At 69.4% G+C, this 26828-nt stretch carries 25 protein-coding genes; 7 read left to right on the top strand and 18 right to left on the bottom strand.

Annotated features, from left to right (window positions below):
• Window positions 1–53: 53 nt before the first annotated feature.
• Both KXS11_RS16385 and KXS11_RS16380 read left to right on the top strand, forming a co-directional pair.
• The gene (locus KXS11_RS16385; protein ID WP_437386925.1) at window positions 54–905 is read left to right on the top strand and encodes a D-2-hydroxyacid dehydrogenase; all 852 of its coding nucleotides are present in this window, start codon (window positions 54–56) and stop codon (window positions 903–905) included.
• Window positions 906–1044: 139 nt separating this feature from the next.
• Window positions 1045–1701, top strand: a complete 657-nt coding sequence (locus KXS11_RS16380) for a DUF1345 domain-containing protein (protein WP_437386696.1) — start codon at window positions 1045–1047, stop codon at window positions 1699–1701.
• Window positions 1702–1866: 165 nt separating this feature from the next.
• Here KXS11_RS16380 and KXS11_RS16375 read toward each other — a convergent pair whose 3' ends face one another.
• Entirely contained in the window at window positions 1867–2448 is a 582-nt protein-coding gene (locus KXS11_RS16375; RefSeq protein WP_437386695.1) for a nitroreductase family protein, read from the bottom strand.
• Between the two features lie 77 nt (window positions 2449–2525).
• Window positions 2526–4604, bottom strand: coding sequence for an acetate--CoA ligase (acs, locus tag KXS11_RS16370; RefSeq protein ID WP_437386694.1), 2079 nt, complete (start codon window positions 4602–4604; stop codon window positions 2526–2528).
• A 177-nt stretch (window positions 4605–4781) separates the two neighbouring features.
• Here acs and KXS11_RS16365 point away from each other — a divergent pair, with 177 nt between their 5' ends.
• Complete coding sequence (locus tag KXS11_RS16365; RefSeq protein ID WP_437386693.1) at window positions 4782–5726, top strand: NADP-dependent oxidoreductase; 945 nt, start codon at window positions 4782–4784, stop codon at window positions 5724–5726.
• Between the two features lie 100 nt (window positions 5727–5826).
• Here the strand turns inward: KXS11_RS16365 and KXS11_RS16360 are convergent, their stop codons facing one another.
• From KXS11_RS16360 to KXS11_RS16310, 11 genes are all read right to left on the bottom strand, one after another.
• Complete coding sequence (locus tag KXS11_RS16360) at window positions 5827–6003, bottom strand: hypothetical protein (RefSeq protein WP_437386692.1); 177 nt, start codon at window positions 6001–6003, stop codon at window positions 5827–5829.
• An 80-nt stretch (window positions 6004–6083) separates the two neighbouring features.
• Window positions 6084–7529: a threonine synthase gene (thrC, locus tag KXS11_RS16355; RefSeq protein WP_437386691.1), complete on the bottom strand. Its 1446-nt coding sequence runs from the start codon at window positions 7527–7529 to the stop codon at window positions 6084–6086.
• Between the two features lie 92 nt (window positions 7530–7621).
• Window positions 7622–8713, bottom strand: coding sequence for a threonine aldolase family protein (locus KXS11_RS16350; protein WP_437386690.1), 1092 nt, complete (start codon window positions 8711–8713; stop codon window positions 7622–7624).
• A 186-nt stretch (window positions 8714–8899) separates the two neighbouring features.
• The gene (locus KXS11_RS16345) at window positions 8900–9304 is read right to left on the bottom strand and encodes a hypothetical protein (RefSeq protein ID WP_437386689.1); all 405 of its coding nucleotides are present in this window, start codon (window positions 9302–9304) and stop codon (window positions 8900–8902) included.
• Window positions 9301–10455 (bottom strand): ABC transporter permease, encoded by a 1155-nt coding sequence (locus KXS11_RS16340; RefSeq protein ID WP_437386688.1) that lies wholly within the window; start codon window positions 10453–10455, stop codon window positions 9301–9303. The genes KXS11_RS16345 and KXS11_RS16340 overlap by 4 nt, the downstream gene beginning before the upstream one ends.
• Window positions 10452–11336 carry an ABC transporter ATP-binding protein gene (locus KXS11_RS16335; protein WP_437386687.1) on the bottom strand — a complete coding sequence of 295 codons (885 nt, stop codon included), beginning with the start codon at window positions 11334–11336 and terminating at the stop codon, window positions 10452–10454. Before KXS11_RS16335 ends, KXS11_RS16340 begins: the two co-directional genes overlap by 4 nt.
• 182 nt (window positions 11337–11518) lie before the next feature.
• Window positions 11519–12523 carry an aldo/keto reductase family protein gene (locus KXS11_RS16330; RefSeq protein WP_437386686.1) on the bottom strand — a complete coding sequence of 335 codons (1005 nt, stop codon included), beginning with the start codon at window positions 12521–12523 and terminating at the stop codon, window positions 11519–11521.
• 63 nt (window positions 12524–12586) lie between these two features.
• Window positions 12587–13294, bottom strand: coding sequence for a response regulator (locus KXS11_RS16325; RefSeq protein WP_437386685.1), 708 nt, complete (start codon window positions 13292–13294; stop codon window positions 12587–12589).
• Window positions 13291–14658 carry a sensor histidine kinase gene (locus KXS11_RS16320; RefSeq protein WP_437386684.1) on the bottom strand — a complete coding sequence of 456 codons (1368 nt, stop codon included), beginning with the start codon at window positions 14656–14658 and terminating at the stop codon, window positions 13291–13293. Before KXS11_RS16320 ends, KXS11_RS16325 begins: the two co-directional genes overlap by 4 nt.
• 53 nt (window positions 14659–14711) lie before the next feature.
• Complete coding sequence (locus KXS11_RS16315; protein ID WP_437386683.1) at window positions 14712–16283, bottom strand: MFS transporter; 1572 nt, start codon at window positions 16281–16283, stop codon at window positions 14712–14714.
• A gap of 248 nt (window positions 16284–16531) precedes the next feature.
• Window positions 16532–17965 carry a DUF6421 family protein gene (locus tag KXS11_RS16310; protein ID WP_437386682.1) on the bottom strand — a complete coding sequence of 478 codons (1434 nt, stop codon included), beginning with the start codon at window positions 17963–17965 and terminating at the stop codon, window positions 16532–16534.
• Window positions 17966–18194: 229 nt separating this feature from the next.
• Between KXS11_RS16310 and KXS11_RS16305 the strand changes: the two genes are divergently transcribed.
• A complete protein-coding gene (locus KXS11_RS16305; RefSeq protein WP_437386681.1) occupies window positions 18195–19025 on the top strand; it encodes a DUF1295 domain-containing protein in 831 nt (276 codons plus the stop codon).
• Between the two features lie 21 nt (window positions 19026–19046).
• On the opposite strand, the gene KXS11_RS16300 is transcribed toward KXS11_RS16305, so the two are convergent.
• The 4 genes from KXS11_RS16300 to KXS11_RS16285 form a co-directional block, all read right to left on the bottom strand.
• Window positions 19047–19904: an ABC transporter permease gene (locus KXS11_RS16300; RefSeq protein ID WP_437386680.1), complete on the bottom strand. Its 858-nt coding sequence runs from the start codon at window positions 19902–19904 to the stop codon at window positions 19047–19049.
• Window positions 19905–20063: 159 nt separating this feature from the next.
• The gene (locus tag KXS11_RS16295) at window positions 20064–21116 is read right to left on the bottom strand and encodes an aliphatic sulfonate ABC transporter substrate-binding protein (protein ID WP_437386679.1); all 1053 of its coding nucleotides are present in this window, start codon (window positions 21114–21116) and stop codon (window positions 20064–20066) included.
• Window positions 21117–21237: 121 nt separating this feature from the next.
• A complete protein-coding gene (locus tag KXS11_RS16290; protein ID WP_437386678.1) occupies window positions 21238–22119 on the bottom strand; it encodes an ABC transporter ATP-binding protein in 882 nt (293 codons plus the stop codon).
• A 147-nt stretch (window positions 22120–22266) separates the two neighbouring features.
• Complete coding sequence (locus tag KXS11_RS16285; RefSeq protein WP_437386677.1) at window positions 22267–22848, bottom strand: TetR/AcrR family transcriptional regulator; 582 nt, start codon at window positions 22846–22848, stop codon at window positions 22267–22269.
• 137 nt (window positions 22849–22985) lie between these two features.
• On the opposite strand from KXS11_RS16285, the gene KXS11_RS16280 reads away from it, so the two are divergent.
• Both KXS11_RS16280 and KXS11_RS16275 read left to right on the top strand, forming a co-directional pair.
• Window positions 22986–23372 carry a DUF1304 domain-containing protein gene (locus tag KXS11_RS16280; protein ID WP_437386676.1) on the top strand — a complete coding sequence of 129 codons (387 nt, stop codon included), beginning with the start codon at window positions 22986–22988 and terminating at the stop codon, window positions 23370–23372.
• 88 nt (window positions 23373–23460) lie between these two features.
• The gene (locus KXS11_RS16275; RefSeq protein WP_437386675.1) at window positions 23461–24474 is read left to right on the top strand and encodes an NADP-dependent oxidoreductase; all 1014 of its coding nucleotides are present in this window, start codon (window positions 23461–23463) and stop codon (window positions 24472–24474) included.
• 80 nt (window positions 24475–24554) lie between these two features.
• On the opposite strand, the gene KXS11_RS16270 is transcribed toward KXS11_RS16275, so the two are convergent.
• Window positions 24555–25652 (bottom strand): Glu/Leu/Phe/Val dehydrogenase dimerization domain-containing protein, encoded by a 1098-nt coding sequence (locus KXS11_RS16270; protein ID WP_437386674.1) that lies wholly within the window; start codon window positions 25650–25652, stop codon window positions 24555–24557.
• Window positions 25653–25816: 164 nt separating this feature from the next.
• Between KXS11_RS16270 and KXS11_RS16265 the strand changes: the two genes are divergently transcribed.
• Entirely contained in the window at window positions 25817–26737 is a 921-nt protein-coding gene (locus tag KXS11_RS16265; protein WP_437386673.1) for an AEC family transporter, read from the top strand.
• The last annotated feature ends 91 nt before the right edge of the window (window positions 26738–26828 follow it).

Below are 26828 nucleotides of genomic sequence, written 5' to 3'. Positions count from 1 at the left end.
CCTGCCGATCACCACGGCCCGGCCCCGACGCTCTCGCCTGCCGACGACGACCGCTGGCGACGTCTCCTCGCGCAGGCCGACGTCGCCTTCGACTTCGACTGGCAGGACCCGGCCGCGCTCCCCCACCGCGCTCCCGACCTCCGCTGGATCCAGGCGACGAGCGCGGGCATCGGCGCCTTCGTGCAACGGATCGCCTCGAACGCCGCGGCATCGAGATCACCACGGCGAGCGGCGTCCACGCCATCCCCCTCGCGGAATTCGCCCTCGCCGGAGCCCTGCACTTCGTCAAAGACGTCCCGAAACTGCGTCGCGACCAGCAGGCGAGACACTGGCAGCGTGCGGCGACCGGCCAGCTCGCGGGTCGCCGGGTCACGGTCGTCGGCGTGGGTGCGATGGGGCGGAACGTCATCCGCGTGTTCGATGCGATGGGGTGCCACGTCACAGCGGTCGGGCGGGCAGGGCGCGACTACGGCCTGGCGGACGGTGTCGCCGTCTCGAGCACCGATCGTCTCGCGCTCGTGCTGCCGCACACCGACGTCCTCGTGCTGTGCTGCGCGCTCACGCCGGAGACCGAGGGCCTCATCGATCGCGCCGCGCTCGCTGCCCTTCCCGACGGCGCGATCCTCGTGAACATCGCGCGTGGCGCGGTCGTGGACGAGGACGCGCTCGTCCAGGAGCTCGCGAGCGGTCGTCTCGCTGGTGCCGCACTCGATGTCGTCACCGAGGAACCGCTCGCAGTCGACTCTCCGCTCTGGACCCTCGACAACGTCCTGATCTCGCCCCACTCGGCGTCGACGGTCGAGACCGAGAACGCGACGCTCACCGCGCTCTTCGTCGACAACCTCCGTCGCTGGCGCACCGGCGAACCCCTCCTCAACCGATACGACCCCGACCGCGGCTACTGAGTCGACTCGTCGGAAGCGCGGCCGTGCGTCTCCCAGGTTTCCGGGGCGGTCACCGGCCAGCGCGCCGCGCTGGCCGCGGGAGGACAGCACCTCCGCGAGCCTCAGCGGCCCTGGGCGCTGGGAGTGCCACGATCAGCACGTGAGCACTTCTCCGGGTGGACCTGTCGCGATGCGACACGGGGCGAAGCTGCGCCTCGCCGTCTCGGTCGCCGTCGGGCTGCTCGTCGGCGGAGTCGCCGGGGTGACCTGGTTCTGGGCGGGCGCGATCCTCGCCGGCTGGGGTGCGGCATGCCTCGTGTTCATCGTCACGATGTGGCTCCGGATCTGGCGTATGGACCCCGAGCGGACCCGTGAGCACGCGACGAGCGAGGAACCGGGACGAGCGACCAGCGAAGTGCTCATCGTGTTCGCGAGCGTGGGCAGTCTCGTGGCGCTCAGCGTCGTCATCCTGCAAGCCCGCGCGGCGACGTCCGCGTTCGAGCAGGGAGTGATCGCTGGCTTCTCGGTGCTGAGCGTCGCCCTCTCCTGGGCGCTCATCCACACGATCTACACGCTCCGCTACGCACGCATGTACTTCGCGGCTCCCGAGGGCGGCATCGACTTCAATCAGGAGGAGGCTCCGCAGTACAGCGACTTCGCCTACCTGGCCTTCGACCTCGGCATGACCTACCAGGTGTCGGACACGACGCTGCGGACGAGCGAGTTCCGCCGCACCGTGCTGAAACACACCCTGCTGTCGTACCTCTTCGGTTCGGTCATCCTCGCGACCGTCATCAACCTCGTCGCCGGACTGTAGACCGGTCTCGACCGGACACCCGTGCCCGTCGACAGGCTCAGGGCGCGGGCTGCGGAGCGAGCGTCACGTTGCGAAACGCAGCTGAGCCGCCCGGCGGACCGGGCGGCTCAGGTGGCCTCGACGCACTCGGGGACCGTGGTCCCCTCGCAGGAGGGTTGCGGGTGACTAGCCCTGGGCGATGATGAGGTCTGCCAGGGGGAGACGCGTGCGCGGAGCGGTCTCGCGCTCGCGGAGCATGCCCTCGGGGAGGGACTCGGGGTCGCCGACCTCACCCAGAGCGGTGACGGTGACCGGCACGAGGCCGTCGGGAAGGTTGAACGCCGCCGCGACACCCTCGGGCGAGAACCCGGACATCTGGTGGGCGAACAGGCCATCGCTGTGCGCCTGCACGCTCAGGTGCGCCACGGCCTGGCCGAGGTCGTAGATCGCGTGCGAGCGCTCCTTGCCGTTCTCGTCGACCGTCTCGGCGACGGCGACGATGAGCGTGCCTGCCTTGGCAGCCCACGCCTGGTTGAACTCGACGAGCTGCTCCGCGATGCGGTCGAAGGTCTCGGTGCCACGGTTGCCGACGATGAAGCGCCACGGCTGGATGTTGTACGCGCTCGGCGACCAACGTGCGGCTTCGAGCGCGGAGGCGATCTTCGACTCAGCGACCGGCTCACTCACGAAGGCGCGGGGGCTCCAACGCTCGGCGAGCACCTCGAGGATCGGGGCGTCGGTCGTCGCGGTACGGGTGGCAATGGACATGTGATCTCCAAAGAGGTGTGTGGTACGGATGGGGGTCGTCGCCATTGACTCTCGATGCAACTGAATGGGTTGTGGGCCTATTCCCGTGAAGCGGTCACGATCTCGGCGATGCGGTGCGGAGCCGCTTCGTCCTGCAGCGACGTGGTGTCGCCGAGCGGGCGGCGATCGACGATGTCGCCGAGGAGCCGACGCATGATCTTGCCGGACCGGGTCTTCGGGAGGTCGGGCACGATGAAGACGTCGCGCGGCTTCGCGATCGGTCCGATCTCGTTCGCGACGTGCCCGCGCAAGGACTCGCGGAGCGCCGCGGCCCGCTCGAGCCAGTACTGCTCGCCGTCGGCCTCGGGGCCGTTGGAGCGGGAGGACGGGATGATGAACGCGGCGATCGCGCTGCCCGTGATCGGGTCGTCGACACCGACCACACCGGCCTCACCGACGTGGGGATGCGACACGAGCGCCGACTCGATCTCGATCGTCGACAGCCGATGGCCCGAGACGTTGATGACGTCGTCGACGCGGCCGAGCACCCAGATGTCGCCGTCCTCATCCCACTTCGCGCCGTCTCCGGAGAAGAAGTAGCCCTGCTTCCAGTACTTGGCCCAGTACGAGTCGCGGTACCGTTCGGGGTTGCCCCACACGGTTCGCGCGAGCGACGGCCCGAAGCGACTCACCACGAGGTACCCGCCAGAGCCGTACGGCACGGTCGTGCCCTCCTCGTCGACGACGAGCGCCTCGAGACCCGGGAGCGCACGGCTGCCCGAGCCGGGCTTGATCGTCGTGGCACCCGGCAGGGGGGCGATGACGGCCGAACCGGTCTCCGACTGCCACCAGGTGTCGACGACGGGCGCCTCGCCTCGGCCCAGGCGATCGCGGAACCACATCCACGCCTCGGGGTTGATCGCCTCGCCGACGGTGCCCAGCAGTCGGATGCTGGAGAGGTCGTACTGGGCGGGCGGTCCCTCTGGGAACCAGGTCATGAGGGTGCGGATGAGCGTTGGCGCGGTGTAGTACGTCGTGACGCCGTAGCGCTCGATGATCTCGAAGTGACGGGCCTGGTGTGGCGTGTTCGGGGTGCCCTCATAGATCACCTGGGTGAGTCCGTTGGAGAGCGGGCCGTAGATCTCGTAGGTGTGCGCCGTGACCCAGGCGAGATCGGCGGTGCACCAGTGCACGTCGTCGTCCTTCGCGTCGAAGATGGCCCAGTGCGTCCAGGAGGCTTGCGTGAGGTAGCCGCCCGAGGTGTGGACGAGCCCCTTCGGCTTGCCGGTGGTGCCGCTCGTGTAGATGATGAACAGCGGGGTCTCGGCGTCGAACGCCTCGGCCTCGTGGGTGTCTGCGGCGGTTCCGACGGCGTCGTGCCACCAGACGTCGCGGCCCTCGGTCCACGGGACGTTCGGGGTCTGCTCGCCGGTGCGCGACACGACGAGCACGTGCTCGATGGACGGCACACCCTCGACCGCGGCGTCGGCGTTCTGCTTCACCGGCACGGCGGTGCCCCGGCGGTACTGGCCGTCGGTGGTGATGAGGAGTTTCGCCTCGGTGTCTTCGACACGGAAGCGCAGTGCCTCAGCGGAGAACCCGCCGAAGACGAGCGAGTGGATGGCGCCGATGCGTGCGACGGCGAGGGTGGCGATGACCGTCTCGGGGATGACCGGCAGATAGATGACGACTCGGTCGCCCTTCCCGATGCCGAGCGCGGTGAGCGCATTGGCGGCCTTCGCGACCTCCCGCTGTAGTTCGGCGTAGCTGATCGAGAGGCGGTCGCCCGGTTCGCCCTCGAAGTGCAGCGCGATCTTGTCGCCTCGTCCGGCGTCGACGTGGCGGTCCACGCAGTTGACGGCCACGTTCAGGGTGCCGCCGGCGAACCAGGTCGCGGCGGGGACGGTGAGCTCGGGGGCCGGGTCGGCCGGGTCGGAGCCGTCGACCGGCCGTGCGGGTTCCCAGGTGTGAGCGGACTCCCAGGGTGTCACCCAGTCGAGACGGTGGGCCTGCTCCTCCCAGAACGCGATGGGATCGGCCGCAGCACGGGCCCACTCGCCCGGTCCGACGTTGGCCGTCCGTGCGATGTCCGCTGGCGGCGCGAAGCTGCGCGTCTCGGCGAGCAGGTTCGAGATCGTGGCGGGCGCGGCAGACGACGGTCCATCAGTGGGAGGCATGTCTCAACGCTACGTCCCCGGCGCTCGCCTCCGCCATCCGACGGTCATCCGACGTCATCGATCGACGGATCGGGAAGCTGTGGAGGACGGTCACGGTTAGCCTCAGAGCAGCCACGGCATCGTGGCGATCGCCGACACGCGGCGCGCACGAGGTGGTGCCGCACAGAAGGGAACGACATGGCAACCGTCGTCCAATACGACGAGCTCGGCTCGGCAGACGTCCTCCAGCTCGTGGAGGTCCCCACCCCGCACCCCGCGGCGGGTGAACTCGTGGTGGAGGTCCGCGCGGCCGGGGTGAACCCCATCGACTGGAAACTCCGCAGCGGCATCCGTGGAGGACAGCACCTCGCCGAACCCCGCAGGGTGGGGAGCGACGGCGGAGGCGTGATCGTCGAGGTGGGTGACGGCGTCGACGGATGGGCGGTCGGCGACGAGGTCGTCATCGTGAACGGTGACGGCACCTACGCGACGCACCTCGTGGTGACGCCTCGGCAGATCATCGCGAAGCCAGCGGCGATCTCCTTCGAGGAGGCCGCCGCGATCGGCATCCCCGTCAGCACCGCCTACCAGGCGCTCCGCTCGCTCGGGGTCACCGACGGGACGACGCTGCTCATCCACGGCGGATCGGGCTCGGTGGGCCATGCCGCCGTGCAGTTCGCGCGTGCCTGGGGTGCAGCGGTGATCGCCACCGCGAGCGAACGCAACCACGAACGACTCCGTGAAATCGGTGCGATCCCCGTCGCCTACGGCCCGGGGCTCGTCGAGCGCATCCGTGAGGCGGCCCCGCAGGGGATCGACCGGGTGCTCGACGCCGTCGGCACGGATGAGGCACTCGAGGCGTCGTTCGAGCTCGTCGACGACCGGCAGCACATCGGCACGATCGTCGTCGGCGCGAAGGCGGCGGCACTCGGAATCCAGGCGTGGTCGGGTGGGAACCCGCTTCCCCTGACCGATCAGGAGCAGGCGTGGCGCGCGGAGGCGATCCCGGCGGTCGCGGAACTCGCCGAGCGAGGCGGCTTCAGCTTCGAGCTCGGCACGATCCGACCACTCGCCGAGGCCGCCGAGGCCCACCGCGAGAGCGAGTCCGGTCACCCGAGCGGCAAACTGATCCTCGTTCCGTAGAGCGGTTCGCCGTCCACGGTTCAGGCCGCGCGTGCGGCGCGCCGGACAGAGCGAGACGTTCGGTCGACGGCGTGCCGCACCGCGTCCGCGTGGTGGACGACTACTCCGGTCCCTCGCCGAAGCTGTCCTCGACGGGCTCGAGCTCGGAGAGTTCGTCCTCGTCGTCGAGTGCTTCCAGGGCGTCCTCGGTGTCGCTGGGGTCGTCGAGTCCTGCGTCGCCGACCACGTCGTCGCCACCGATGGGGTCGGTGCGGGAAGGGGTGCTCGGATCGTCCATGGCGCCAGCGTACGGGGAGCCGACGGTCCGGGCAACGGCCCGTCGACAGGTTCGGGGCTGTGCGCTCAGCAGGAGACGGCTCAGCGGCCGGTGTGCTCCACGATGACTGCCTTGATGCGGTCGACGTCGGCCGGGACCACTTCGAAGCGCTGCGGAAGACCCTCGATGCCTTCGAACGCCGCCGGCCGCTCCGGTTCCTCGCCGAGTGCCTCACGCACGATGTCGGCGAACTTCGCCGGCAACGCCGTCTCGAGGACGATCATCGGCACGCCGGCGCGCAGGTGTCGGCGGGCCACCCCGACGCCGTCAGCGGTGTGCGGGTCGATCGTGATGTCGTAGCGCTCGGAGACGTCGCGGATGGTGGCGACACGGTCGGCGTGCGTGCTGCGACCCGAAACGAAACCGAACTCGGCGATCCGGTCGAACTCGGGCGTGCCCGACAGGTCGAAGCCGCCGTCCTCGTCGAGCTGACGGAACAGCTCACCGAGCCGCGACGCGTCCTGGCCGACGAGGTCGTAGAGGAAGCGCTCGAAGTTGGAGGCCTTCGAGATGTCCATGCTCGGGCTCGACGTGTGGTGCGTCTCGGCTGCCGAGCGTGGACGGTAGACGCCCGTGCGGAAGAATTCGTCGAGGACGTCGTTCTCGTTGGTGGCGACGACCAGCTGGTCGATGGGCAGACCCATGGAACGGGCGATGTGACCGGCGCACACGTTGCCGAAGTTGCCCGACGGCACCGAGAACGACACCTTCTGGCCGGGGCCGTCGGTTGCGAGCAGCCAGCCGTGGACGTAGTACACGACCTGCGCGACGACGCGAGCCCAGTTGATCGAGTTGACGGTGCCGATCGCGTGGTGCGCCTTGAACGAGGCATCCTTCGAGACGGCCTTCACGATGTCCTGGCAGTCGTCGAAGTTGCCCTCGACGGCCAGGTTCACGATGTTGTCGTCCTGCAGGCTGAACATCTGGGCGCGCTGGAAGTCGCTCATACGGCCGTGCGGGCTCAGCATGAGGACGCGGATGCCGGCCTTGCCGCGCATGGCGTACTCAGCGGCGCTCCCGGTGTCTCCCGACGTCGCGCCGAGGATGTTGAGTTCCTGACCGTTCTTCGCGAGCGTGTACTCGAACAGGTTCCCGAGCAGCTGCATCGCCATGTCCTTGAAGGCGAGCGTCGGACCGTTCGAGAGGCCGAGCAGCTGCAGGGCTGCGCCGCCCTCCTCGCCGAGGGTGCGGATCGGCGTGATCAACTCGGCGTCGTCGCCGGGGCGGCCGTTCGAGTACACCTCGGCGGTGTAGGTGCGGCGGGTGATGTCGTGGAGGTCGTCGGCAGGGATGTCGTCGGCGAACTTCGAGAGCACCGCGAACGCGAGATCTGCATACGAGAGCTCGCGCCACGACTCGAGCTCGTCAGCGGTCAGCTGCGGGTACTCCACGGGCAGGTACAGGCCGCCGTCGGGGGCGAGGCCGCCGAGGAGGATGTCCGAGAAGTGCTGCGGCAGGTCGTGACCGCGCGTCGACTGATAGTGCATGACCGTCTCTCTCATCCGTGGGAAGCCCAGTCATCAACCATGCCATACCGTGGGCGGGCGTGCGCAGCCGTGCGATCGGCGGAACACGGATGCTACGCGCGGGCGAGTTCCTCACGGATGGCGGCGACGAATGCGTCGATGTCCGCCTCGGTCGTGTCGAACGAGCACATCCAGCGCACCTCGCCCTTGGCGGCGTCCCAGTCGTAGAAACGGAAGCGCTCGCGCAGACGATCGGGGACGCCCGCCGGGAGGGTTGCGAAGACCGCGTTCGCCTCGGTCGGCTGGCTGAACCCGAGTCCGGGGGCGTCGCCCGCCGCGATGAGCTCTTCGAGAGAGGTCCGCAGCCGCGCGGCCATCGCGTTGGCGTGGGATGCGGAACGCAACCAGAGTCCGTCGCCCCCGTCGGCCGCGGGTTCGAGCAGAGCGATCAGCTGGGCCGCGCCGAACCGCATCTTCGAGGCGAGCTGCATGTTGAGCTTCCTCAGGTAGACGAGACCCTCCGAGGCGGTCGGCTCCAGGACGACGATCGCCTCGCCGAACAGCAGGCCGTTCTTCGTGCCTCCGAAGGAGAGGACGTCGACACCGGCGTCGGTCGTGAAGGCGCGCAACCCAAGCCCGAGGGCGGCCGCCGCGTTGGCGATGCGGGCACCGTCGAGGTGCAGCTTCATGCCGTGACCGTGCACGTGGTCGGCGATCGCGCGGATCTCCTCCGGCGTGTAGAGCGTGCCGAGCTCCGTCGTCTGCGTGATCGACACCACGAGCGGCTGTGCGCGGTGTTCGTCGCCCCACCCCCAGGCCTCGCGGTCGATGAGCTCCGGCGTCAGCTTGCCGTCGGGGGCGTCGACCGTCAGCAGCTTGATGCCGCCGACGCGCTCGGGCGCTCCGCCCTCGTCGGAGTTGATGTGTGCGGTCGACGCCGAGATGACCGCGCCCCAGCGGGGCAGCATCGACTGCAGACCGACGACGTTCGCACCGGTGCCGTTGAACACGGGGAAGACGGAGACGTCGCGGCCGAAGTGCTCGGCGAAGACCTCGTGGAGGCGGCGTGTGTAGTCGTCCTCGCCGTACGCGATCTGGTGGCCGCCGTTCGCCGCGGCGAGGGCGTCGAGGATCTCGGGGTGCACGCCCGAGTAGTTGTCGGAGGCGAAACCGCGGACGCTGGTGTCATGCAGGGATGAGGTCACCACACCATCCTGTCCCATACGTGCCGCATGTTCCTTGCGTCCGGCTCCGACTTCTTGCGGTGATGCCCTTTCTCAGGAGACCTCCGGCGTGCCGGAGCGCGCGGAGGGCGGCGCGCCGGAGGTCTCCTGAGAAAGGGTCGGAAAAGGGGAGGGATGGGAGGGGCGGGAGCGGATGGGGTGGTGCGGTCAGTCGGCAGCGTGCCGCGGGCCGTCCGCCGAGGGCTCGACGTCCGCGGAGGGCGCGTCGATCGCCGTCTCGACATCGGCATGCGCTCCGGGGTCCGCCTCCGGTTCGGGGGCCTCCTGGGCGAGCGCATGCTCGTAGGCGAGGGCGTGCACGGCGATCGAGGACGCCGCAGCGGCGGAATCGTCGTCGTCCGAGGGGGACCCGTCGGTCGGGAACCGCGCGTCCTGGTCCTCCTCGTCGAGGTCCACGAGGTCGAGCTTGATCGGCTCGTCCCCGTAGATGTCGCCGACCGGATCACCCGCGAGGGGTGCGGGAGCCGGCAGCTGCTGCTCCGCGTCGAGGAACTGCTTCGCCTCGAAGGCGCCCGGGTTGAAGACCTCGTCGAGCCCGCCGAGCCCGGTCATCCCTTCAGCGCTTCCGAGATCTTCACACGACCGCCCATCTTGAGCAGCGAGTTCTCGTAGATGCGGGACCCGATCCAGATGACGAACGCCGCGGTCGCCGCGAGGATGATCAGCGACAGGAGCGGTTCCCACCACTGCGCGGAGCCGACGAACAGGCGCACCGGCATGCCGACGGCCGCGGAGAACGGCACGTAGGACATGATCGTCATGACCAACGGGTTGTCGTTGAAGAAGATGACGGCGAAGTAGGGGATCATGATGAGCATCGTAATCGGAGTCGTGGTCGACCCGATGTCCTCTTGACGCGAGACCAGGGATCCGGCAGCGGCGAACAGGGCGGCCAGCAGGATGAAGCCGAGGACGAAGAACACCACGAACCAGACGACCGGCAGACCGATGCCCGCAAGGAGTTCCGTCTGCCCCGTCACCGTCAGTCCGATCACCGAGAGCGCGGCGATCGCGATGATCTGCGCGAACGCGAGAATGCTGTTGCCGAGGACCTTGCCGGCGAGGAGGGCTCGCACCGGGATCGCCGACATGAGGATCTCGACGACACGCGTCTGCTTCTCCTCGACGACGCTCTGCGCGATCGACGCACCGAAGGTGGTGGCGGAGACGAAGAACACCAGGCCGAACCCGAGCGAGACGATGTAGAGGAGGAAGCCGGCCGAGCCGTCGGAGCCCGGGTCGAGGATGGTGACCTCGGGTTGGACGCTCAGACTCGTGACGAGTGCCGGATCGGCCTCGGTTGCGAAGATCAGCTCGAAGCCGGTCGCGTTCGTGTCGGAGGGCACGATCGCGGCCTTCACGTCACCGGCCTTCACGAGGGCCTCGGCCGCAGCGCGGTCCGGAACGCCACTGACGTCGAATTTCCCGGCAGACCCCTCGGTGAGTCCAGACCCGGCGCTGCCGACGACCGCGATCTTGGTCGTCTCCGTCGCCGTGTTCTTCGCGAGGAATCCGCCGACGACGATGCCCGCGAGGATCACGAGCAGCAGGATGCCGGTGGAGATGAGGAAGGTCTTGCTCCGCAGCCGCATCTTCACCTCGCGCTCCGCGACGAGGCCGATCGACTGGGTGAGGCTCGGGGATGCGGGGCCGCTGCGACGGCTGGCGGCGGGCTCGGTCGGGGTGTGCGTTGCGGTGCTCACTGGATGACCTCCTTGAAGATCTGGGCGAGGGTGGGACGGAGGGGGGCGAAGCTGGCGACGTCACCGCGGGTCAGGGCTTCGCGGAGGACCGCCTGGGCCGCCGACGCATCATCGGCGTCGAAGAGGGCGTACCCGCCGTCGAAGTCGACCACCTGGACGCCGGCGCGCTCGCGCAGCCACCCCGTGTCGGACGACGCGAGGAGTTCGTAGCGGTTGCCGGCGTGCGCCGCACGGAGGGCGTCGCGGGAACCGGTGGCACGGATGGTGCCGCCGGCGATGATGACGAGGTCGTCGCAGAGACGCTCGACGATGTCGAGCTGGTGGCTGGAGAACAGGACGGGCGCCCCGCCGGCGGCGAACTCGCCGAGCACCCCCACGACGACGTCGACGGCCATCGGATCGAGGCCGGAGAACGGCTCGTCCAGCACCAGGACGTCGGGGTCGTGGACCAGGGCGGCGGCGATCTGCGCGCGCTGCTGATTGCCGAGCGAGAGACTCTCGAGGGCGTCGTTCTTGCGCTCACCGAGGCCGAGGCGGTCGAGCAGTTCGTCGGCGTTGCGCTTGGCCGCATGGCTCGTGAACCCGTGGAGACGGGCGAGATAGACGAGCTGCTCCTCGACGCGCATCTTCGGGTAGAGGCCGCGTTCCTCCGGCATGTACCCGAAACGACGGCGGTCCTCCGGCGTGAGCGGCGTCCCGTCGAGCGTGACGGTCCCGCGGTTCGCGGCGAGCACACCGAGGAGGATGCGCATCGTCGTGGTCTTGCCGGCACCGTTGCCGCCGACGAAGCCGGTCATGCGTCCGGGCGCGACCTGGAAGCTGACGTCGTCGAGCACCTTCCGATCCCCGTACGACTTGTCGATGTGGCTGAGTTCGAGCATCGGCCGCCTCCTGTGCGTCTTCGTCCGGGGTCTCCCGGTATGACGATCACGCTACGGGTCGGCGGTGGCCACGGTCATCCCCCGTGTGGCGGGTTGACGCGGCGACGCCCGGCACCCCTCTCCATCGGATGGGGGATACCGGGCGTCGTCAATTCCCGCCGCTCTCTCGAGGGAAAGGGGGATCAGGCGGGGCGGGAGGAGGGCGAGACCGTCTGGGACGGGTCGGTGACCGCGACGGAACCGATCGCCTGGTTGATCTGCTCGACCACGAGCTCGTCGAGCTTCACACCCGCAGCCGCAGCGTTCGCCGTGACCTGCTCGGGACGCGACGCCCCGACGATCGCGCCCGCGACGTTGTCGTTGTGCAGCACCCACGCCAGCGCGAGCTGCGCCATGGTGAGGTCCAGCTCGTCGGCGATCGGCTTCAGCTGCTGCACCGCTGTCAGCACCTCGTCGTCGAGGAAGCGCTTGATGGTGTTCGCGCCGCCTTTCTCGTCGGTCGCGCGGGTGCCCTCGGGGAGTGCGGCGCCCGGCAGGTACTTGCCGCTCAACACGCCCTGCGCCACCGGCGACCAGACGATCTGCGAGATGCCGAGTTCACGGGAGGCCGGCACGACCTCCTCCTCGATGACCCGCCACAGCATCGAGTACTGCGGCTGGTTCGAGATGAGCTGGAAACCGAGGTCCTTCGCGAGCGCGTGCCCGGCCCGCAGCTGCTCGGCGTTCCACTCGCTGACACCGATGTAGAGCGCCTTTCCGGCACGCACGATGTCGGCGAACGCCTGCATCGTCTCCTCGAGCGGCGTCTCGCTGTCGTAGCGGTGCGCCTGGTACAGGTCGACGTAGTCGGTGCCGAGGCGCTTCAGCGACCCGTCGATCGACTCCATGATGTGTTTCCGAGAGAGGCCGACGTCGTTGTGGCCCTTCGCCTCCGTCGGCCAGTACACCTTCGTGAAGATCTCGATGCCCGCACGGCGCTCACCCGCGAGCGCGTCACCGAGCACCTGCTCCGCCGCGGTGTTCGCATACGCGTCCGCGGTGTCGAAGGTGGTGATGCCGGCGTCGAGCGCAGCCCGCACGCTGGCCGTGGCGACGTCGTTCTCGACCTGCGAGGCGTGGGTCAACCAGTTGCCGAAGATGATCTCTGAGATCTTGAATCCGCTGTTTCCGAGGTATCGAAATTCCATGGTCGTCACGCTACTCCTGAGCGGACGCCCCTCGATCCCCTCGGGGAGAACCGGAGCGAACGCTCAGCCGCGAGGCGTCGCGAGTCCGTGCTCGTAGGTGTAGATGACCGCCTGGATGCGGTCACGGAGCGCGAGCTTCTGCAGCACCTTCGAGACGTGCGACTTCACGGTCGCCTCCCCGACGAACAGCTCCGTGGCGATCTCCTGGTTCGACAGCCCCTGCGCGACGAGCTGCAGCACCTCGCGCTCCCGTTCCGTCAGCGCTCCGAAGTCGGATCCGAGCTGCGGCGAGGCGACCGCGGCGGGCTCGACCGCTGCGGGCTGCTCGGGGGCGGACCGCTGGGCGAATCCCTCGATGACCCGCCGGGTGACGGCGGGGGAGAGCAGCGCTTCGCCACCGGCGACGATCCGGACTGCAGCGACGAGTTCTTCCGGCGACGAGTTCTTCAGGAGGAACCCGCTCGCACCGGCTCGCAGCGCCTCAGCGAGGTAGTCGTCGCGGTCGAAGGTGGTGAGGATGAGCACCGCAGCGGTGAGTGCCGGGTCGGCGACGATCCGACGGGTCGCCTCCAGTCCGTCCATGACGGGCATCTGGACGTCCATGCAGACGACGTCGGGCTGCAGCGTCGCCACCAACTCGACCGCCTCAGAACCGTTCGACGCCTCGCCGACGATCTCGAAGCCGGGCTGCGAGCCGAGGATGATGCGGAAACCGGCCCGGAGCAGCTCCTGGTCGTCGACGAGCAGGATGCGGGTGGGGTGCTCGGTCATGCTGGGTCCTTCGCGGTGGTCGGTTCGAGGGTGTCGGGCGACACGGTCGCCGCGGCTTCCATGGCCTGGTCGGTCGAGCCGGCGAGTGGGATCCACGCCCGCACGAGATAGCCGCCGCGGGTGCGCGGACCTGCTTCGAGCGAACCTCCGGACGAGGCGACGCGCTCCCGCATCCCGATGAGCCCGAGGCCGCCACGTCGTGCCACGGGCTGGACCGTGCCGGTGTTCGTGACCTCGAGCTCGACACCGTCGGTGAGGTACCGAAGGCGCAGCTCGGCGGTCGCCTCGGTGCCGCCGTACTTCCGGGCGTTCGTAAGCGCCTCCTGGGCGATGCGGTAGAGGTTGAACGAGACGACGGCTGGGATCGCGACCGCTTCGCCGATCTGCTCGAACTGCGTCGGCAGGCCGTTCGCCGTCGCCTCGTCGGCCAGCGCGCCGAGCTGTCGGACCCCGACCGTCGACGGGCTGCTCGCATCGGGCTGTTCGCCATGCGCCCGGAGCGTCCCGAGCATCTTCCGCAGTTCGTCGATGGCGCTCCGAGCGCCGAGCTCGACGTTCGCGAGCGCATCGCGGGCGGCGGCAGGGTTCACCTCGAGCACGGTGCGTGCCGCGCCGGCCTGGACCCCCATCACCGACACATGGTGGGCGACGACGTCGTGCAGCTCACGGGCGATCCGCACCCGCTCGAGCGCGACCGCCTGGCGGGCCGTCCGTGCGCGCTCCGCCTCGAGTTCCGCCGTCCGCTGCTCCAGGGCCGCTCGTTCGCGTGCCGATTGGTACACGCGCTCGCCGAAGAAGTACGCCGCCCCGAAGTACAGGATGTTCGTGAGGATCTGGATGAGCAGGAACGCGACCAGCGGTGAGAAGAGTCCGACCCGCGAGAAGTTCGGGAGGGCATCGGGATCGGTCGCCTGCTGGAACATCGAGGTGAGCAGCCAGAGGAACATGGCCACGATGATCGCGACGCGGGCGATCGCTGCGCGGCGCCGGTTCGGCACCCAGGCGCCGACGGTGTAGATGGCGAGGAACAGTGTGATGTTCGTGAACAGGACCTCGGGCACGAGGATGGTGCCCCCGACGATGAACATCGCCGAGACGACGACCGTGCACGGGAAGCGTCGCCGGAGTACGAGGGGCAGGGTGATGCCGAACGCCCAGATCAGGGACGCCCACATCGGCGCCGGCTCTGGATAGAGACCGGCGATCGAGTAGAGCGTGAGGCTGAGGACCGTACCCACGGTGAGGGCGATCGCGAGGACGATGTCGAAGCGCAGCTCGGCCGGTGTCGCGCCCGGGCGCCGCCACTGGGCGTCGTAGGGGTCGACCGGGGTCTCCGGACCCTGGTCGGCGGTGGAGGAGCTCATGTCGTCAACGGTAGCGGGGAGGGCGTTCGCCGGCATCCGTCGCACGACGGAGGTCAGGTGGTCGGTGGCTCGGCGTCCTCGCGCGCGTACTGGGCGAACAGCTCGTCCTCGCGCGACTTGCGGGGGAACCAGATGGCGACGATGAGCGCCCCGACGGCCATGGCGATGATGCCGATGAGGTACGCGGCCTGTGCCCCGGCGAGGAAGGAGTCGCGTGCCGCCCCGATGACCTGGTCGTGGTACTGCGGGTACTGCTCGGCGATCTGCTCGGCGCCGGAGTAGGACTTCTGCAGCTGGCCCGTGATCTCGGGTCCGACGGTCAGCCCGAGCGTCTGGTCGGCGTTGACCTCGGCCACCCGTCTGCCGAAGGAGGCCGTGTACCCGACCGTGAGCACGGCGCCGAGGAGGGACTGCAGGATGGCTGCCCCGAGATCGCGCTGGAGGTCGGAGGTGCTCGACGCCATCCCGGCGCGGCGGACCGGGACGGAGCCGGTGAGTGAACGGGAGGCCGGGAGGCCCGCGAGACCGACACCGATGCCGATCAGCCCGTAGGCGACCCCCACCGGCACGACGCCCGTGTCGATGTTCCAGGTGAGGAGCATCACGGCGAACCCGGCGAGCGATATCCCGAAGCCGAGCAGGAACACCACGCGCGAGCCGAACCGCTCCACGAGGATCCCCGACACCGGTGCGCTCGCCAGAAGGAGGAGGGCTGCGGGCAGGATCGACAGCCCGGCTTCGAACGGTGAGTAGCCGAGCACGTTCTGCAGGAACAACTGCCCGACGTAGATCGCGCCCGTGAGCGAACCGAACACGATCGTGCCCGACACCGCGGCGACCCAGAACACGCGCCGCTTCGCGACCCGCAGGTCGTACAGGGGTTCACTCACGTGCAACTGCCGCCACGCGAACACCCCGCCGGCGACGACCGCGACGGCCAGGAACGCGAGTGCCTTGCCGGCCTCGTCCGGGGAGGCGAGCGTGTGGACGGCGAACGCGAGACTCGACACCGCGATGATCGACAGCACCCCGCCGAGGTGGTCGACGGGCTCACTCGACTCGTGCACGCCGGACGGCACCACGGCGACCACGAGCACGATGCTGACGACCGCGAGCGGGATCGCCACGAGGAACGCGATCCCCCACGTCGCCCACTCGAGGATCCACCCGGCGCTCAGTGGGCCCATGACCGACAGGGCGGCCCCTGCCCCCGACCAGATCGCGATGGCCTGTGTCCGGGCCTTGCCGGACCAGAGTGCCGTGATGAGCGACAGCGTCGTCGGGTACGCGGCACCGGCCGCCACGCCACCGATGAGGCGCGCGAGCACCAGCACCGGCAGGCTGGGCGCGAACGCCGCGAGCAGTGCGGCGGGGATGCTCACGGCGACGCCGATGAGCAGCATCCGCTTCCGCCCGAACCGGTCGCCGAGCGCCCCGAGGTAGAGGACGGTGCCGGCGAGGCCCAGGGTGTAGGCGACAGCGACGAGGTTCAGGGCGTCCTGCGAGGCGTCGAACGCCAGGCCGATGGTCGGGAGGGCGACGTTCGCGACAGAGAGGTTGATGTTCGCGACACCTGCCGCGAGGATCAGCGCGGTCAGGACGGCCGCCGCGTGCGGAGGCTTCATCGATGCTGTGTCCACAAGTCCTGCAATCGTCGCCGGGCGATCCGCGCCGGGTGTGCTCTGCCGGACGGACGTCGCGGTGTCCGCTCATTGTGCAGGAGGCGCGCACCCGGGCGCCAGCGCGCGACGCGGTGGGTCCCTGGAACGAGTCGGTCCCCGAGCGTGTCGAGGGCGCTTCGACACGCTCAGGGACCGACAAGCTCAGGGACCGGTTGGGGCTCAGGGACCGGTTCGCGGACAGCGAGCGGCGCCTATGCGGCCGTGCGTCCCGTGATGCCGGCGGTCGACGCGATCACATCGGTCATCTTCTTGCCGAGCGCCTCATAGAACATCGAGAGCGGGAACTCGTCGTCGAGGACGGCGTCGGTGAGTCCGCGCGGCGGTCCGCTCAGCACCTCGTCGGACAGTCCGCGCGCCCACTGCGACGCCGGGTGCGGTGTCAGCGTCGTCGACACCAGCTCGTAGGCCGCCAGCCAGTGGGCGATCTTCGGGCGGTCGATGGAGCGCCAGTACAGTTCGTCGATGCTCTCGCCGAGCTGGACGACGACGTCGGGCACCTCGTCCCAGTCGATCGTGAGCTGCGTGTCCGTCCAGTGCAGCACGCCGTGCTGGTGCATCCAGGCGAACAGCAGCTGTCCGCCGAGGCCGTCGTAGTTGCGTACGCGCGAGCCGGTGATCGCGAAGCGGAAGATGCGGTCGAAGATGATCGCGTACTGCACGAGCTTCGCGTGCGAGGCGACGGCCGCGTCGGCTGGATCGAGCGTCTCGGTCTCGGCACGCACCGCGAGTGTGCGTTCCAGGCGCACCGACTCCCGGAACGCCGTGAGGTCGCAGCGCAGCTCCTCGAGCGAGTACAGGAAGAACGGCATCCGCTGCTTGATCATGAACGGGTCGAACGGCAGGTCGCCGCGCATGTGGGTGCGGTCGTGGATGAGGTCCCACATCACGAACGTCTCCTCGGCGAGCTGCTGGTCGTCGAGGAGGGCTGCGGCGTCGGCCGGAAGGTCGAGCTTCGTGATGGCTGCCGCCTCCCGGACGACGCGGCGGTACCGCGCAGCCTCGCGGTCCTGGAAGATCGCGCCCCAGGTGAACGGGGGGATCGCACGCATGGCGACGGTCTCCGGGAAGAGCACCGCTGAGTTCGTGTCGTACCCGGGGGTGAAGTCCACGAACCGGATCGGGACGAACAGTGCGTTCGTGTACTCGCCTGCTTCGAGCGCGGCGATGAACGCCGGCCAGATGACCTCGACGAGCACGGCTTCGATGTGGCGGTCGGTCGATCCGTTCTGCGTGACCATGGGGAACACGACGAGGTGCGCGAGCCCGTCGACGCGGTGCAGTTCGGGGTGGAAGGCGACGAGGGAGTCGAGGAAGTCGGGCACGCCGAAGCCGTCGGCGACCCAGCGTTCGAAGTCGACGACGAGGGCGTCGAGGTACTCGGCGTCGTGCGGGAAGCTCGGGGCGAGCGTGCGGACGGCACTCGTGATCGTCGCGACATGGGTCGCGGCTGCACTGTGGTCGGTGGGCTCGGGGATCGAGCCGTCCTTCACCTGCACGGCCTGCAGTGCGATCGCGGCCGCCTTGAGGTCCAGCCAGGCGGGGTGCGTCGCGAGGGCGGCGGCGTCTTCGACGACCTCCGGCTCTCCGACGATGCTCTTCGTGTGGGTGGTGGCGACGTTCGACATGGTGAACCTCCTTACCGCTGCGCAGGTGCCGCGTGTTCCGAGTGAATCGCGGTCCCTTCGAGCGTACGGGCGAACCCGGCGGAGTTTTCTTGCGTCAGGAGCGACTTCTCTGCAACATCTGACCGTTTGCGCCATGGAGCTGCGCGTTCGTCCGCCCACTCTGCGGCGAGCGGATGCTCCTGCGCCGATGCGTGCACGAACGGGCGTCTCCGGGCATAGGATGCCGACCGTGAGCCCCTTGTCGCTGTGCCTCTGGATCGCCGTCGGTGCCTCCGCCGTGGCGTGGATCCTCTCGCTCGTCACGAACGAGCATTCCTGGGTGGACCGCCTCTGGTCCATCCTTCCGATCGCCTACGTCTGGGTGTTCGCCGGAGCGAGTGGGCTGCAGGATCCTCGCCTCATCCTCATGGCCGTGCTCGTCACGCTCTGGGGTGTCCGGCTCACCTACAACTTCGCTCGGAAAGGCGGGTATGCGCGAGGTGGCGAGGACTACCGCTGGGCAGTGCTGCGGAGCCGGATGCGACCGTGGCAGTTCCAGGCCTTCAACCTCGTCTTCATCACGCTGTACCAGAACGCGATCATCCTGCTCATCACACTGCCCGCGCTCACCGCCTGGCAGCATCCGTCGGCGCTCGGTCCGCTGGACATCCTCCTCGCCGCCCTGTTCCTCGCGGCGCTCGCTGGGGAGACCGTCGCTGACCAGCAGCAGTGGGACTTCCACGCATGGAAGCGTTCCGAGCACGCCGCCGGCCGCGATCCGCAACCCCGCTTCCTCCAGCGGGGCCTCTTCGCCTGGTCGCGTCACCCGAACTTCTTCTTCGAGCAGGCGCAGTGGTGGATCCTGTTCCTCTTCGGTGCCGTCGCCGCCGGGAGTCTCGTGCAGTGGACCGTGCTCGGCGCGGCACTGCTCACACTCCTCTTCATCGGCTCAACCGTGTTCACCGAGTCGATCACGCGGGGGCGATACCCGGAGTACGCCGAGTACCAGCGCCGGGTGTCGGCGCTCGTCCCACTGCCACCGAGACGGGGCCGGGCGGAGACGCGCGCTGCCGCCCGATGACCGGCGCCGTGTTCGGGAGGATCAGCCCAAGCGCCGCTTGATCCAGCGGTCGAACAGGCCGACGAGGGCGTCGGTGATCGCGCCGAGCAGTGCGAGCACGATGATCACGAAGAAGATCCGGTCGATCCGGCCGTTGTTCTGCGAGTCGACGAGTCGGAATCCGAGACCCATCGACGAGGCGATGAGTTCGGCCGCGACGAGGAACAGCCAGGACTGCGCGAGCGCGAGCCGCAAGCCGGACACGACCGACGGGGTCACCGCCGGCAGTTGGACCGTGGTGAACAGCGGGACGCCGTGGAGCCCGAACGCGCGCCCTGCCTCGACGAGATGCTTGTCCACGTGGCGGAGCGCGGCCGACACGGTCGTGTACACCGGGAAGAAGGCGCCGATGGCGATCAGGGTGATCTTCGACTCCTCGCCGATCTTCAGCCACAGGATGAGCAGCGGCACCCAGGCGAGGGAGGGGACCGCGCGGATCGCCGCGAAGGTGGGCGCGAGCAGGATGTCGCCGAGCCGGGAGAGTCCGACGATCGCGCCGAGCACGAGCCCGAGCGCCGCACCGATCGCGAAGCCGATCAGGACCCGCTGCACGGAGATCGCGACGTCGGTCTGGAGCCAGCCGCGCTGCGCCAGATCGACACCCGCTGCCCAGACCTCGGCGGGTGAGGGGAGCTGCGTCGGCGGCACGAGGCCGAGGCTCGTGACGAGCTGCCACGCGACGAGGATGAGCACCGGGACGAGGAAGCCGCCGAGGACCACGACGATGCGGCGCGAGCCCGACACGGTGCGCGCCTCACGGCCGGACTGCGTCGCTCGGGCTCCCGCGGCGGCGTCGGCGGAACCTGCGGTCGGCGTCCCGAGGCCGGCGTACTCGCTCATGGTGTCCTCTCGGGTGGTGCTGTGTGGTGGGTGGGCCCTTCGACAAGCTCAGGGACCGATGTGGCTCAGGGGCCGAGGCGGCTCAGGGACCGAGGCGGCTCAGGGACCGACCTGGCTCGCCGAGCCCCACCGGTCCCCGAGCTCGTCGAGGGCTGGTGACTACTTGCCGCCGATGGCCGACGGGTCGGCGTCCGTGACGAACGTCGGGTTGAAGAGGTTCTTCAGCGCGTCGTCCACCTTCGCCTGCGAGGAGACGTCGCCGGACTCCACGAAGATCGGGCCGATGATGGACAGCACCTGCTCCTGCGCTTCGCCCGGTGTCGGGTCGACGTCGAGGTTCGAGCGCTCCGTGATGACCTTGGTCGCGACGGCCAGGTCGAGGCCGGCGGCGTCCGCGAGGATCTGCGCGGTCTCCTCGGGGTTCTCGGCGGCCCACGCTCGGGCGTGCTCGTACGCGTTCACGACGGTCTGGGCCACATCGGGCTTGTCCCGGGTGAACGACTCGGTCGCCGCGAGGATGCCGTAGCTGTTGAAGTCGACGTTGCGGTAGATGAGCTTCGCGCCCGCTTCCTCTGCGCCGGCCATGATCGGGTCGAGGCCCGCCCAGGCGTCGACGGAGCCGTTCTGCAGGGCGGCCCAGCCGTCGGCGTGCTGGAGGTTCTCGATCGTGACGTCGGAGGCCGAGAGCCCGGCTTCCTCGAGCGCCTGGAGGAGGAAGAAGTAGGGGTCGGTGCCCTTGGTGGCCGCGACCGTCTTGCCCTTGAGCTCGGCGACGTCGGTGATGGTCGAGTCGGCACCGACCACGATCGCCGACCACTCGGGCTGCGAGAAGACGTCGATCGCCTGGATCGGTGAGCCGTTGGCACGGTTGAGCAGCGCGGCGGAACCGGCCGTCGAGCCCACGTCGATGGCTTCGGCCCGGAGGGCCTCGTTGGCCTTGTTCGAGCCGGCCGACTGCACCCAGTTGACGGTGATGTCCTGGTCGTCGAGGGCGTCCTCGAGCCAGCCCTGGTCCTTGATGACGAGCGACAGCGGGTTGTACGTCGCGAAGTCGATGTTGAGGGTGCCGCCCGAGGTGGTGCCGTCGGAACCTGCGGCGGGTGCGTTCTCGCCCGCCGCGCATCCGGAGAGCGCGAGGGCAGCGGCGGCGGTGACCGCGACGAGCGCGGTGCGGCCGGCACGCGAGGCGGTGAGGAGGCTGCGAATGGTCATGCGTTGGTCCTTGCTGTGGATCGTGCGCGGTGGGTTGGGCTGGTGGAGGCCGATGGCGCGGCGGAAAGCCGCTGCTCGGCGTCGAGCTGGTGCGAGGGCGTCGCGGGTGGGGCTGAATCGCTCAGTACGGGAAATGCGGGATCGCCGGCATGCGTTGGTCGCCGCGGGCGAGGCCGTGGCGGTCGATGCCCAGGCCGTCGAGGAGGCGGCCGCGCAGCTCGGCGAGCTCTGCTGAGCCGCGGTCGCGCGGCCGGTGGCCCGGGACGGTCACGGTCTGCGCGATCGTCGAACCCGGGCGTCCCTCTTCCCGACCCAGGAGGATGACCCGGTCGGCGAGCTGGAGGGCCTCGTCGACGTCGTGCGTCACGAGGAGGATGGTGGTGGGCGCCGCGACGTGGACGGAGAGCAGGAGGTCCTGCATCTTCAGTCTCGTCAGCGCGTCGAGGGCGCCGAACGGCTCGTCGAGCAGCAGGACGCCGGGGCGGCGGGCGAGCGCGCGGGCGAGTGAGGCACGCTGGGCCATGCCGCCGGACACCTCGCGGGGGCGGTGGCCGGCGAAGTCGGCGAGACCGACGAGTTCGAGGAGCTCGGCCACTCGGGCCAGACCTTCGGCCTTCGGCGTGCGCTTCGGGAGTCCGAGGGCGACGTTCGCGGCGATCGTGCGCCAGGGGAGGAGCCGGGGCTCCTGGAAGCCGAAGGCCGTCCGTGGGTCGATGCCGTCGACCGGGGTGCCGTCGATGAGGACGGAGCCCGACGTGGGGTGATCGAGCCCCGCGGCGATGCGCAGCAGGGTCGACTTGCCGCACCCGCTCGTCCCGAGGATCGCGACGACCTCGCCGGCCTCGGCCGTGATCGTGACGTCGCGGAGCACGGGGCGAGCTTCGCCGGCGTTCTTCCCCGTGCCGCTCGGGAAGGCGCGGGCGACGCCCGTGAACGCGACCGGGAACGCGCGATCCGCGGCGTGATCGCCGGCAGGGATCGAAGTGGGCGCTGCGGTCGTCATGTCGGGGCTCCGGTGGTGGGGGTCCCTCGGCATGTTACGCGAGGTCGGAACACGGCTCCCGGCCGTCGAAACAGAACGTCACATTCGCGCGTCGCCGTGACACGGCGTCCCACGCTGGTGTAGGCGCTGAGACGGTGGCGCGACGTGCTACCAGCGGTCGAGCTGAGCGAGGGCGACGTCGAGGATGGCGACGGCCTCCTCGCGGTTCACCCGCGCGAGGAGGAGTGCGCTCACCGACAGCGAGGTGAGGAGTCGCGCCTCTGCGGCGAGTTCTGCCGCGTCGGCGTCTGGTCGGGCGAGCGAGAGGGCGTCTGAGACGGCACCGGTGAGTTCGGCGCGGTAGCCGTCGACCACCTGTCGGAGGGCGTCGTCGTGCCCGGCGAACCCGGCGGCGCTGTTGAGGAGCAGACAGCCTCGGCGGGGGGAGCCGGCGGGCAGGGTGGCGATGACCGTCTGCACGCCGGAGAAGTAGGCGGCGAGGCCGACGCGTCCGTCGTCCGCCGCCGCGAGGACCGCGAGACGGGGGCGGATGACGGTGTCGAGGTAGTCCTGCACGGCTGCGTCGAAGAGCCCGCGCTTGCTGTCGAAGGCGTGGTAGAGGCTTGATCGGCGCAGGCCTGTCGCCTCCTCGAGGTCGGCGAGGGAGGTCGCCTCGAAGCCGCGGTCCCAGAAGACGTCGCGGGCGGCCTGGACGACGGCGACCGTGTCGAACTCCTGTGTGCGCCCCATGGCGTCCTCCTCGTGGATCTCCCGATCGAATCGACACCCGGGGTTGTGTACCGAGCGTTCCATTATTATAGTAGACCCATCGGTACAGAAATCACCAGACCTGGTGACCGGAGACCGAACCACCGGAAGGCACGTCCATGCTCGTCGTCAGTCTGATCCTCGTCGGCATCGCGGCCCTGCTGCACGTCTACATCTTCGTGCTCGAGTCGATTCGCTGGACAGAGCCCGCCACACGCAAGACCTTCGGCACGAGCGAGCTCGAAGCCGAGACCACCCGCGGACTCGCCTACAACCAGGGCTTCTACAACCTCTTCCTCGCCATCGGCGCCGCGGTCGGCATCGTCTTCCTCGTCGCCGGGCAGACCGGCATCGGCGCAGCCCTCGTCTTCGCATCCGCCGGCTCGATGGCTCTCGCAGCCCTCGTGCTCGTCACCGCCGACCGCACGAAGGCCCGCGCGGCACTCGTGCAGGGCACCGCGCCGACGCTCGGCGTGATCGCGCTCATCATCGCCCTCGCGATCTGACCCACCGGACGTCAGTCCCATCCGTCCGCAACCCGAAGACGTGCTGCGCCCTCCCCACCGAAACACCGTTCCCCCGGAAAGGCACCACGTGAACACTCCAGCACGCAGCACCCAGATCCAGCTCGTCTCCCGGCCCGTCGGCTGGCCGACCGAGGCCGACTTCCGCACCGTCTCCGTCGAGCTCCCCGCACTGGACGCCGGCCAGGTGCGCGTCGAGAACCTCTTCCTGTCCGTCGACCCGTACATGCGCGGCCGGATGAACGACGTCCGTTCGTATGTGGCCCCCTACCAACTGGGTGAGACGATGACCGGCGGCGCGATCGGCCGCGTCGTCGAATCGGCGGCCGACGGCTTCGCGGTGGGCGACGTCGTGTTGCACCAGTTCGGCTGGCGCGACCTGGTGCAGGAGGATGCGTCCGGCTTCCGCGTCGTCCCCGAGCTTCCAGGCATCCCGCTGTCGGCCTATCTCGGTGTGCTCGGCATGACGGCGCTGACCGCCTACGTCGGCCTGCTCGAAGTCGCCAAGATGCGCGAGGGCGACACCGTGTTCGTCTCGGGTGCCGCTGGCGCGGTCGGCACGATGGTCGGCCAGATCGCCCGGTTGAAGGGCGCGAAGCGGGTCATCGGTTCCGCCGGGAGCGGCGAGAAGGTCGCACTCCTGACGGAGAAGTACGGGTACGACGCCGCGTTCAACTACAAGGACGGCCCTGTCGCCGAACAGCTCGCGGCCGCTGCCCCCGACGGGATCGACGTCTACTTCGACAACGTCGGCGGCGAGCACCTCGAAGCCGCGATCGGCGCCTTCAACGACGGTGGGCGTGCAGCGCTCTGCGGCGTCATCTCGCAGATCAACGAGACCGAGCAGCCGGAGGGACCGCGCAACCTGTCCAACATCGTCACGCGCGGCCTCACACTCACGGGCTTCACCGTCGGCAACTACGCGCAGCACTTCCCGGCGTTCTCCGCCGAGATGGGCCCGTGGCTGCAGGCCGGCCAGGTCGTCTTCGATGAGACCGTGTACGAGGGCATCGAGCACTCCCTCGACGCGTTCCTCGCGCTGATGCGCGGCGCCAACACGGGCAAGATGGTCGTCAAGCTCTAGCGGCTCCCGCCTCGTCCGCCCTCACCAGGGCCACGCGCGGTCCGTCCTCCCGACTCGGGCGGACGGACCGCGCGTCGTCGTCAGGCCGGGGTGAGGACACCCGCCGCTGCGTCGACGCGTGCCATCGCGAGCCGTTCGGCGGCCTCGAGGGTCGTGATGCCCTCGGCCGATGCGTCGCGGTAGATCGCCTGGACGGTCCGGCCGATCGAGGCCACGCGCTGCTCGATCGCCGCGGCGTCCGCCCCGGGCTCAGACGCCATCGCGAGGTAGATCACGCCGCCGGCGTTCGCCACGAAGTCCGGTGCCCATAGGATGCCGCGCTCCTCCAGCGCGACGGCGTCGGCACGCGTCGCGAGCTGGTTGTTCGCCGCGCCGACCACGGCGCGGCAGCGCAGCTGGCCGATGACGCGCGAGTTGATCGCGCCGCCCACGCCGCACGGGATGAAGAGGTCCGTCTCGACGAGGTGCTCGTCGCCCGGTTCGATCCAGCTGGCGCCGATCTCCTCGGCGAGCGCGCGTTTGCGCGGGTCGACGTCGGTGACGATGAGTCGTGCGCCCTCGGCGGCGAGTCGCCTTGCGAGGCGTCCGCCCACCTGGCCGAGGCCCGAGATCGTCGCGCGGTGTCCGGCGACGAGTGGCGTGCCGAAGACGGTCTCGAGGGTCGCGGTGACGGCGGCGTGCACGCCGGCTGCTGTCGCGTCGCTCGGCTCGCCGACGCCACCGCGGTCGGCGGGCAACCCGCTGACGTGAGCGGTGCGTTCCGCGACGACGGCCATGTCCTCAGCGGTCGTGCCGACGTCCTCCGCGGTGCGGTACGCGCCACCGAGCGCTTCGACGGCGTCGCCGAGGTCGAGCATGGCGTCGCGCCGCTCGGTGTCGTCGAGGGTGCGGCCCATGGGCAGGTGGATGACGGACTTGCCGCCACCGTGGGCGAGGCCGGCTGCGGCGTTCTTCATCGTCATCCCGGCCGCGAGCCGGAGTGAGTCGTCGACGGCGTCGAGCCAGTTCTCGTAGCGCCAGAGCCGCGCGCCGCCGAGGGCGGGGCCGAGGACGGTCGAGTGCAGTGCCACGCTGATCGTGAGGCCGGAGCGGGGGCCGTGCGTGATCGAGAGGCGTTCGTGGGGAAGGGTGGTGCTGTGCATCGCGTCGCTGGACGCGACGGGGTCGAATGACGACATCGTCGGATCTCCTCGTGGGTGATTGGTGCGGGCTCCTGGTGGGAGCGGATCGTCGATGCGGTGGTGGTGCCCGAGTCTCCTCCACAGATTCTCCACGTCCGGCACCCGGCCCACAACCGCCACCTGGCGTCTGGGCCAGGACGCCCCGCCCCTAGGCTGGGGACATGGGTGGAGTGCTGACGGGATTCGCGATCATCGGCACCGTCATCCTCGTCGGCTACATCGCGGGGCGCTTGGAGATCGGTGGGCCGACCACCGGTCACGTGCTCAACCGGGTCGCGTTCTTCGTCACCAATCCGGCACTGCTCTTCACCGTGCTCGCCACCGCCGACCTCCACGAGGTCTTCAGCAGTTTCATCTGGGTGGCGCTCGCGAGTGCGGTCGCCGCAGCCGCACTCTTCGTGCTGCTGAACGCCGTGTGGTTCCGGAAGGACATCTCGGTCGCGACCATCGGCGCACTCGGCTCCGGCTACGTGAACGCCAACAACATCGGCATCCCCGTGGCCGTGTACGTGCTGGGTGAGGCCGGGTACGTCGCACCCGTCATCCTTCTGCAGCTGCTCGTCTTCGCGCCCATCGCGCTCACGATCCTCGACGCCCGTCAGCGTGGGAGCGTCTCGTTCGTCGGGATCATCACGCAGCCGTTCCGCAACCCGATGATCGTGGCGTCCATCATCGGCGTCGTGCTCAACCTGTTCGGGGTCCGCCTCCCCGAGTCGGTGATGGCGCCGTTCGAACTCATCGGTGGTGCGGCAGTGCCGCTCATCCTCATGGCGTTCGGCATGTCCCTGCACGGTATGCGACCGCTCCAGGCGGGGAGCGGGCGTCGCGAGATCCTCGTCGCGACGATGATCAAGGCGGTGGGGATGCCGCTGTTCGCCTATCTCATCGCGCACGTCGGCTTCGGGTTGAGCGGCACCCCGCTGTTCGCCTCGGTCGTGCTCGCAGCGCTGCCGGCAGCGCAGAACGTCTACAACTTCGCGAGTCGCTACGAGCAGGGTGTCGCGCTGGCTCGCGACACCGTGCTCCTGACGACGATCCTCTCGGTGCCGGTGCTCATCGTGGTCGCGGCCCTGCTCGCCTGACGGACACGGAATTATCCACAATCCAGACACCTGATACATCACAACCATAAATCTCAGTAATGTCGATGGTACTCATGCGGCGTCCGGGGAG

Origin of the sequence: Plantibacter flavus (genome assembly GCF_051487245.1) — a bacterium.
Taxonomy (GTDB): Bacteria; Actinomycetota; Actinomycetes; order Actinomycetales; family Microbacteriaceae; genus Plantibacter; species Plantibacter flavus_B.
The sequence above is the reverse complement of the archived record's forward strand: the minus strand, read 5'-3'. Positions and strand labels throughout refer to the sequence as shown.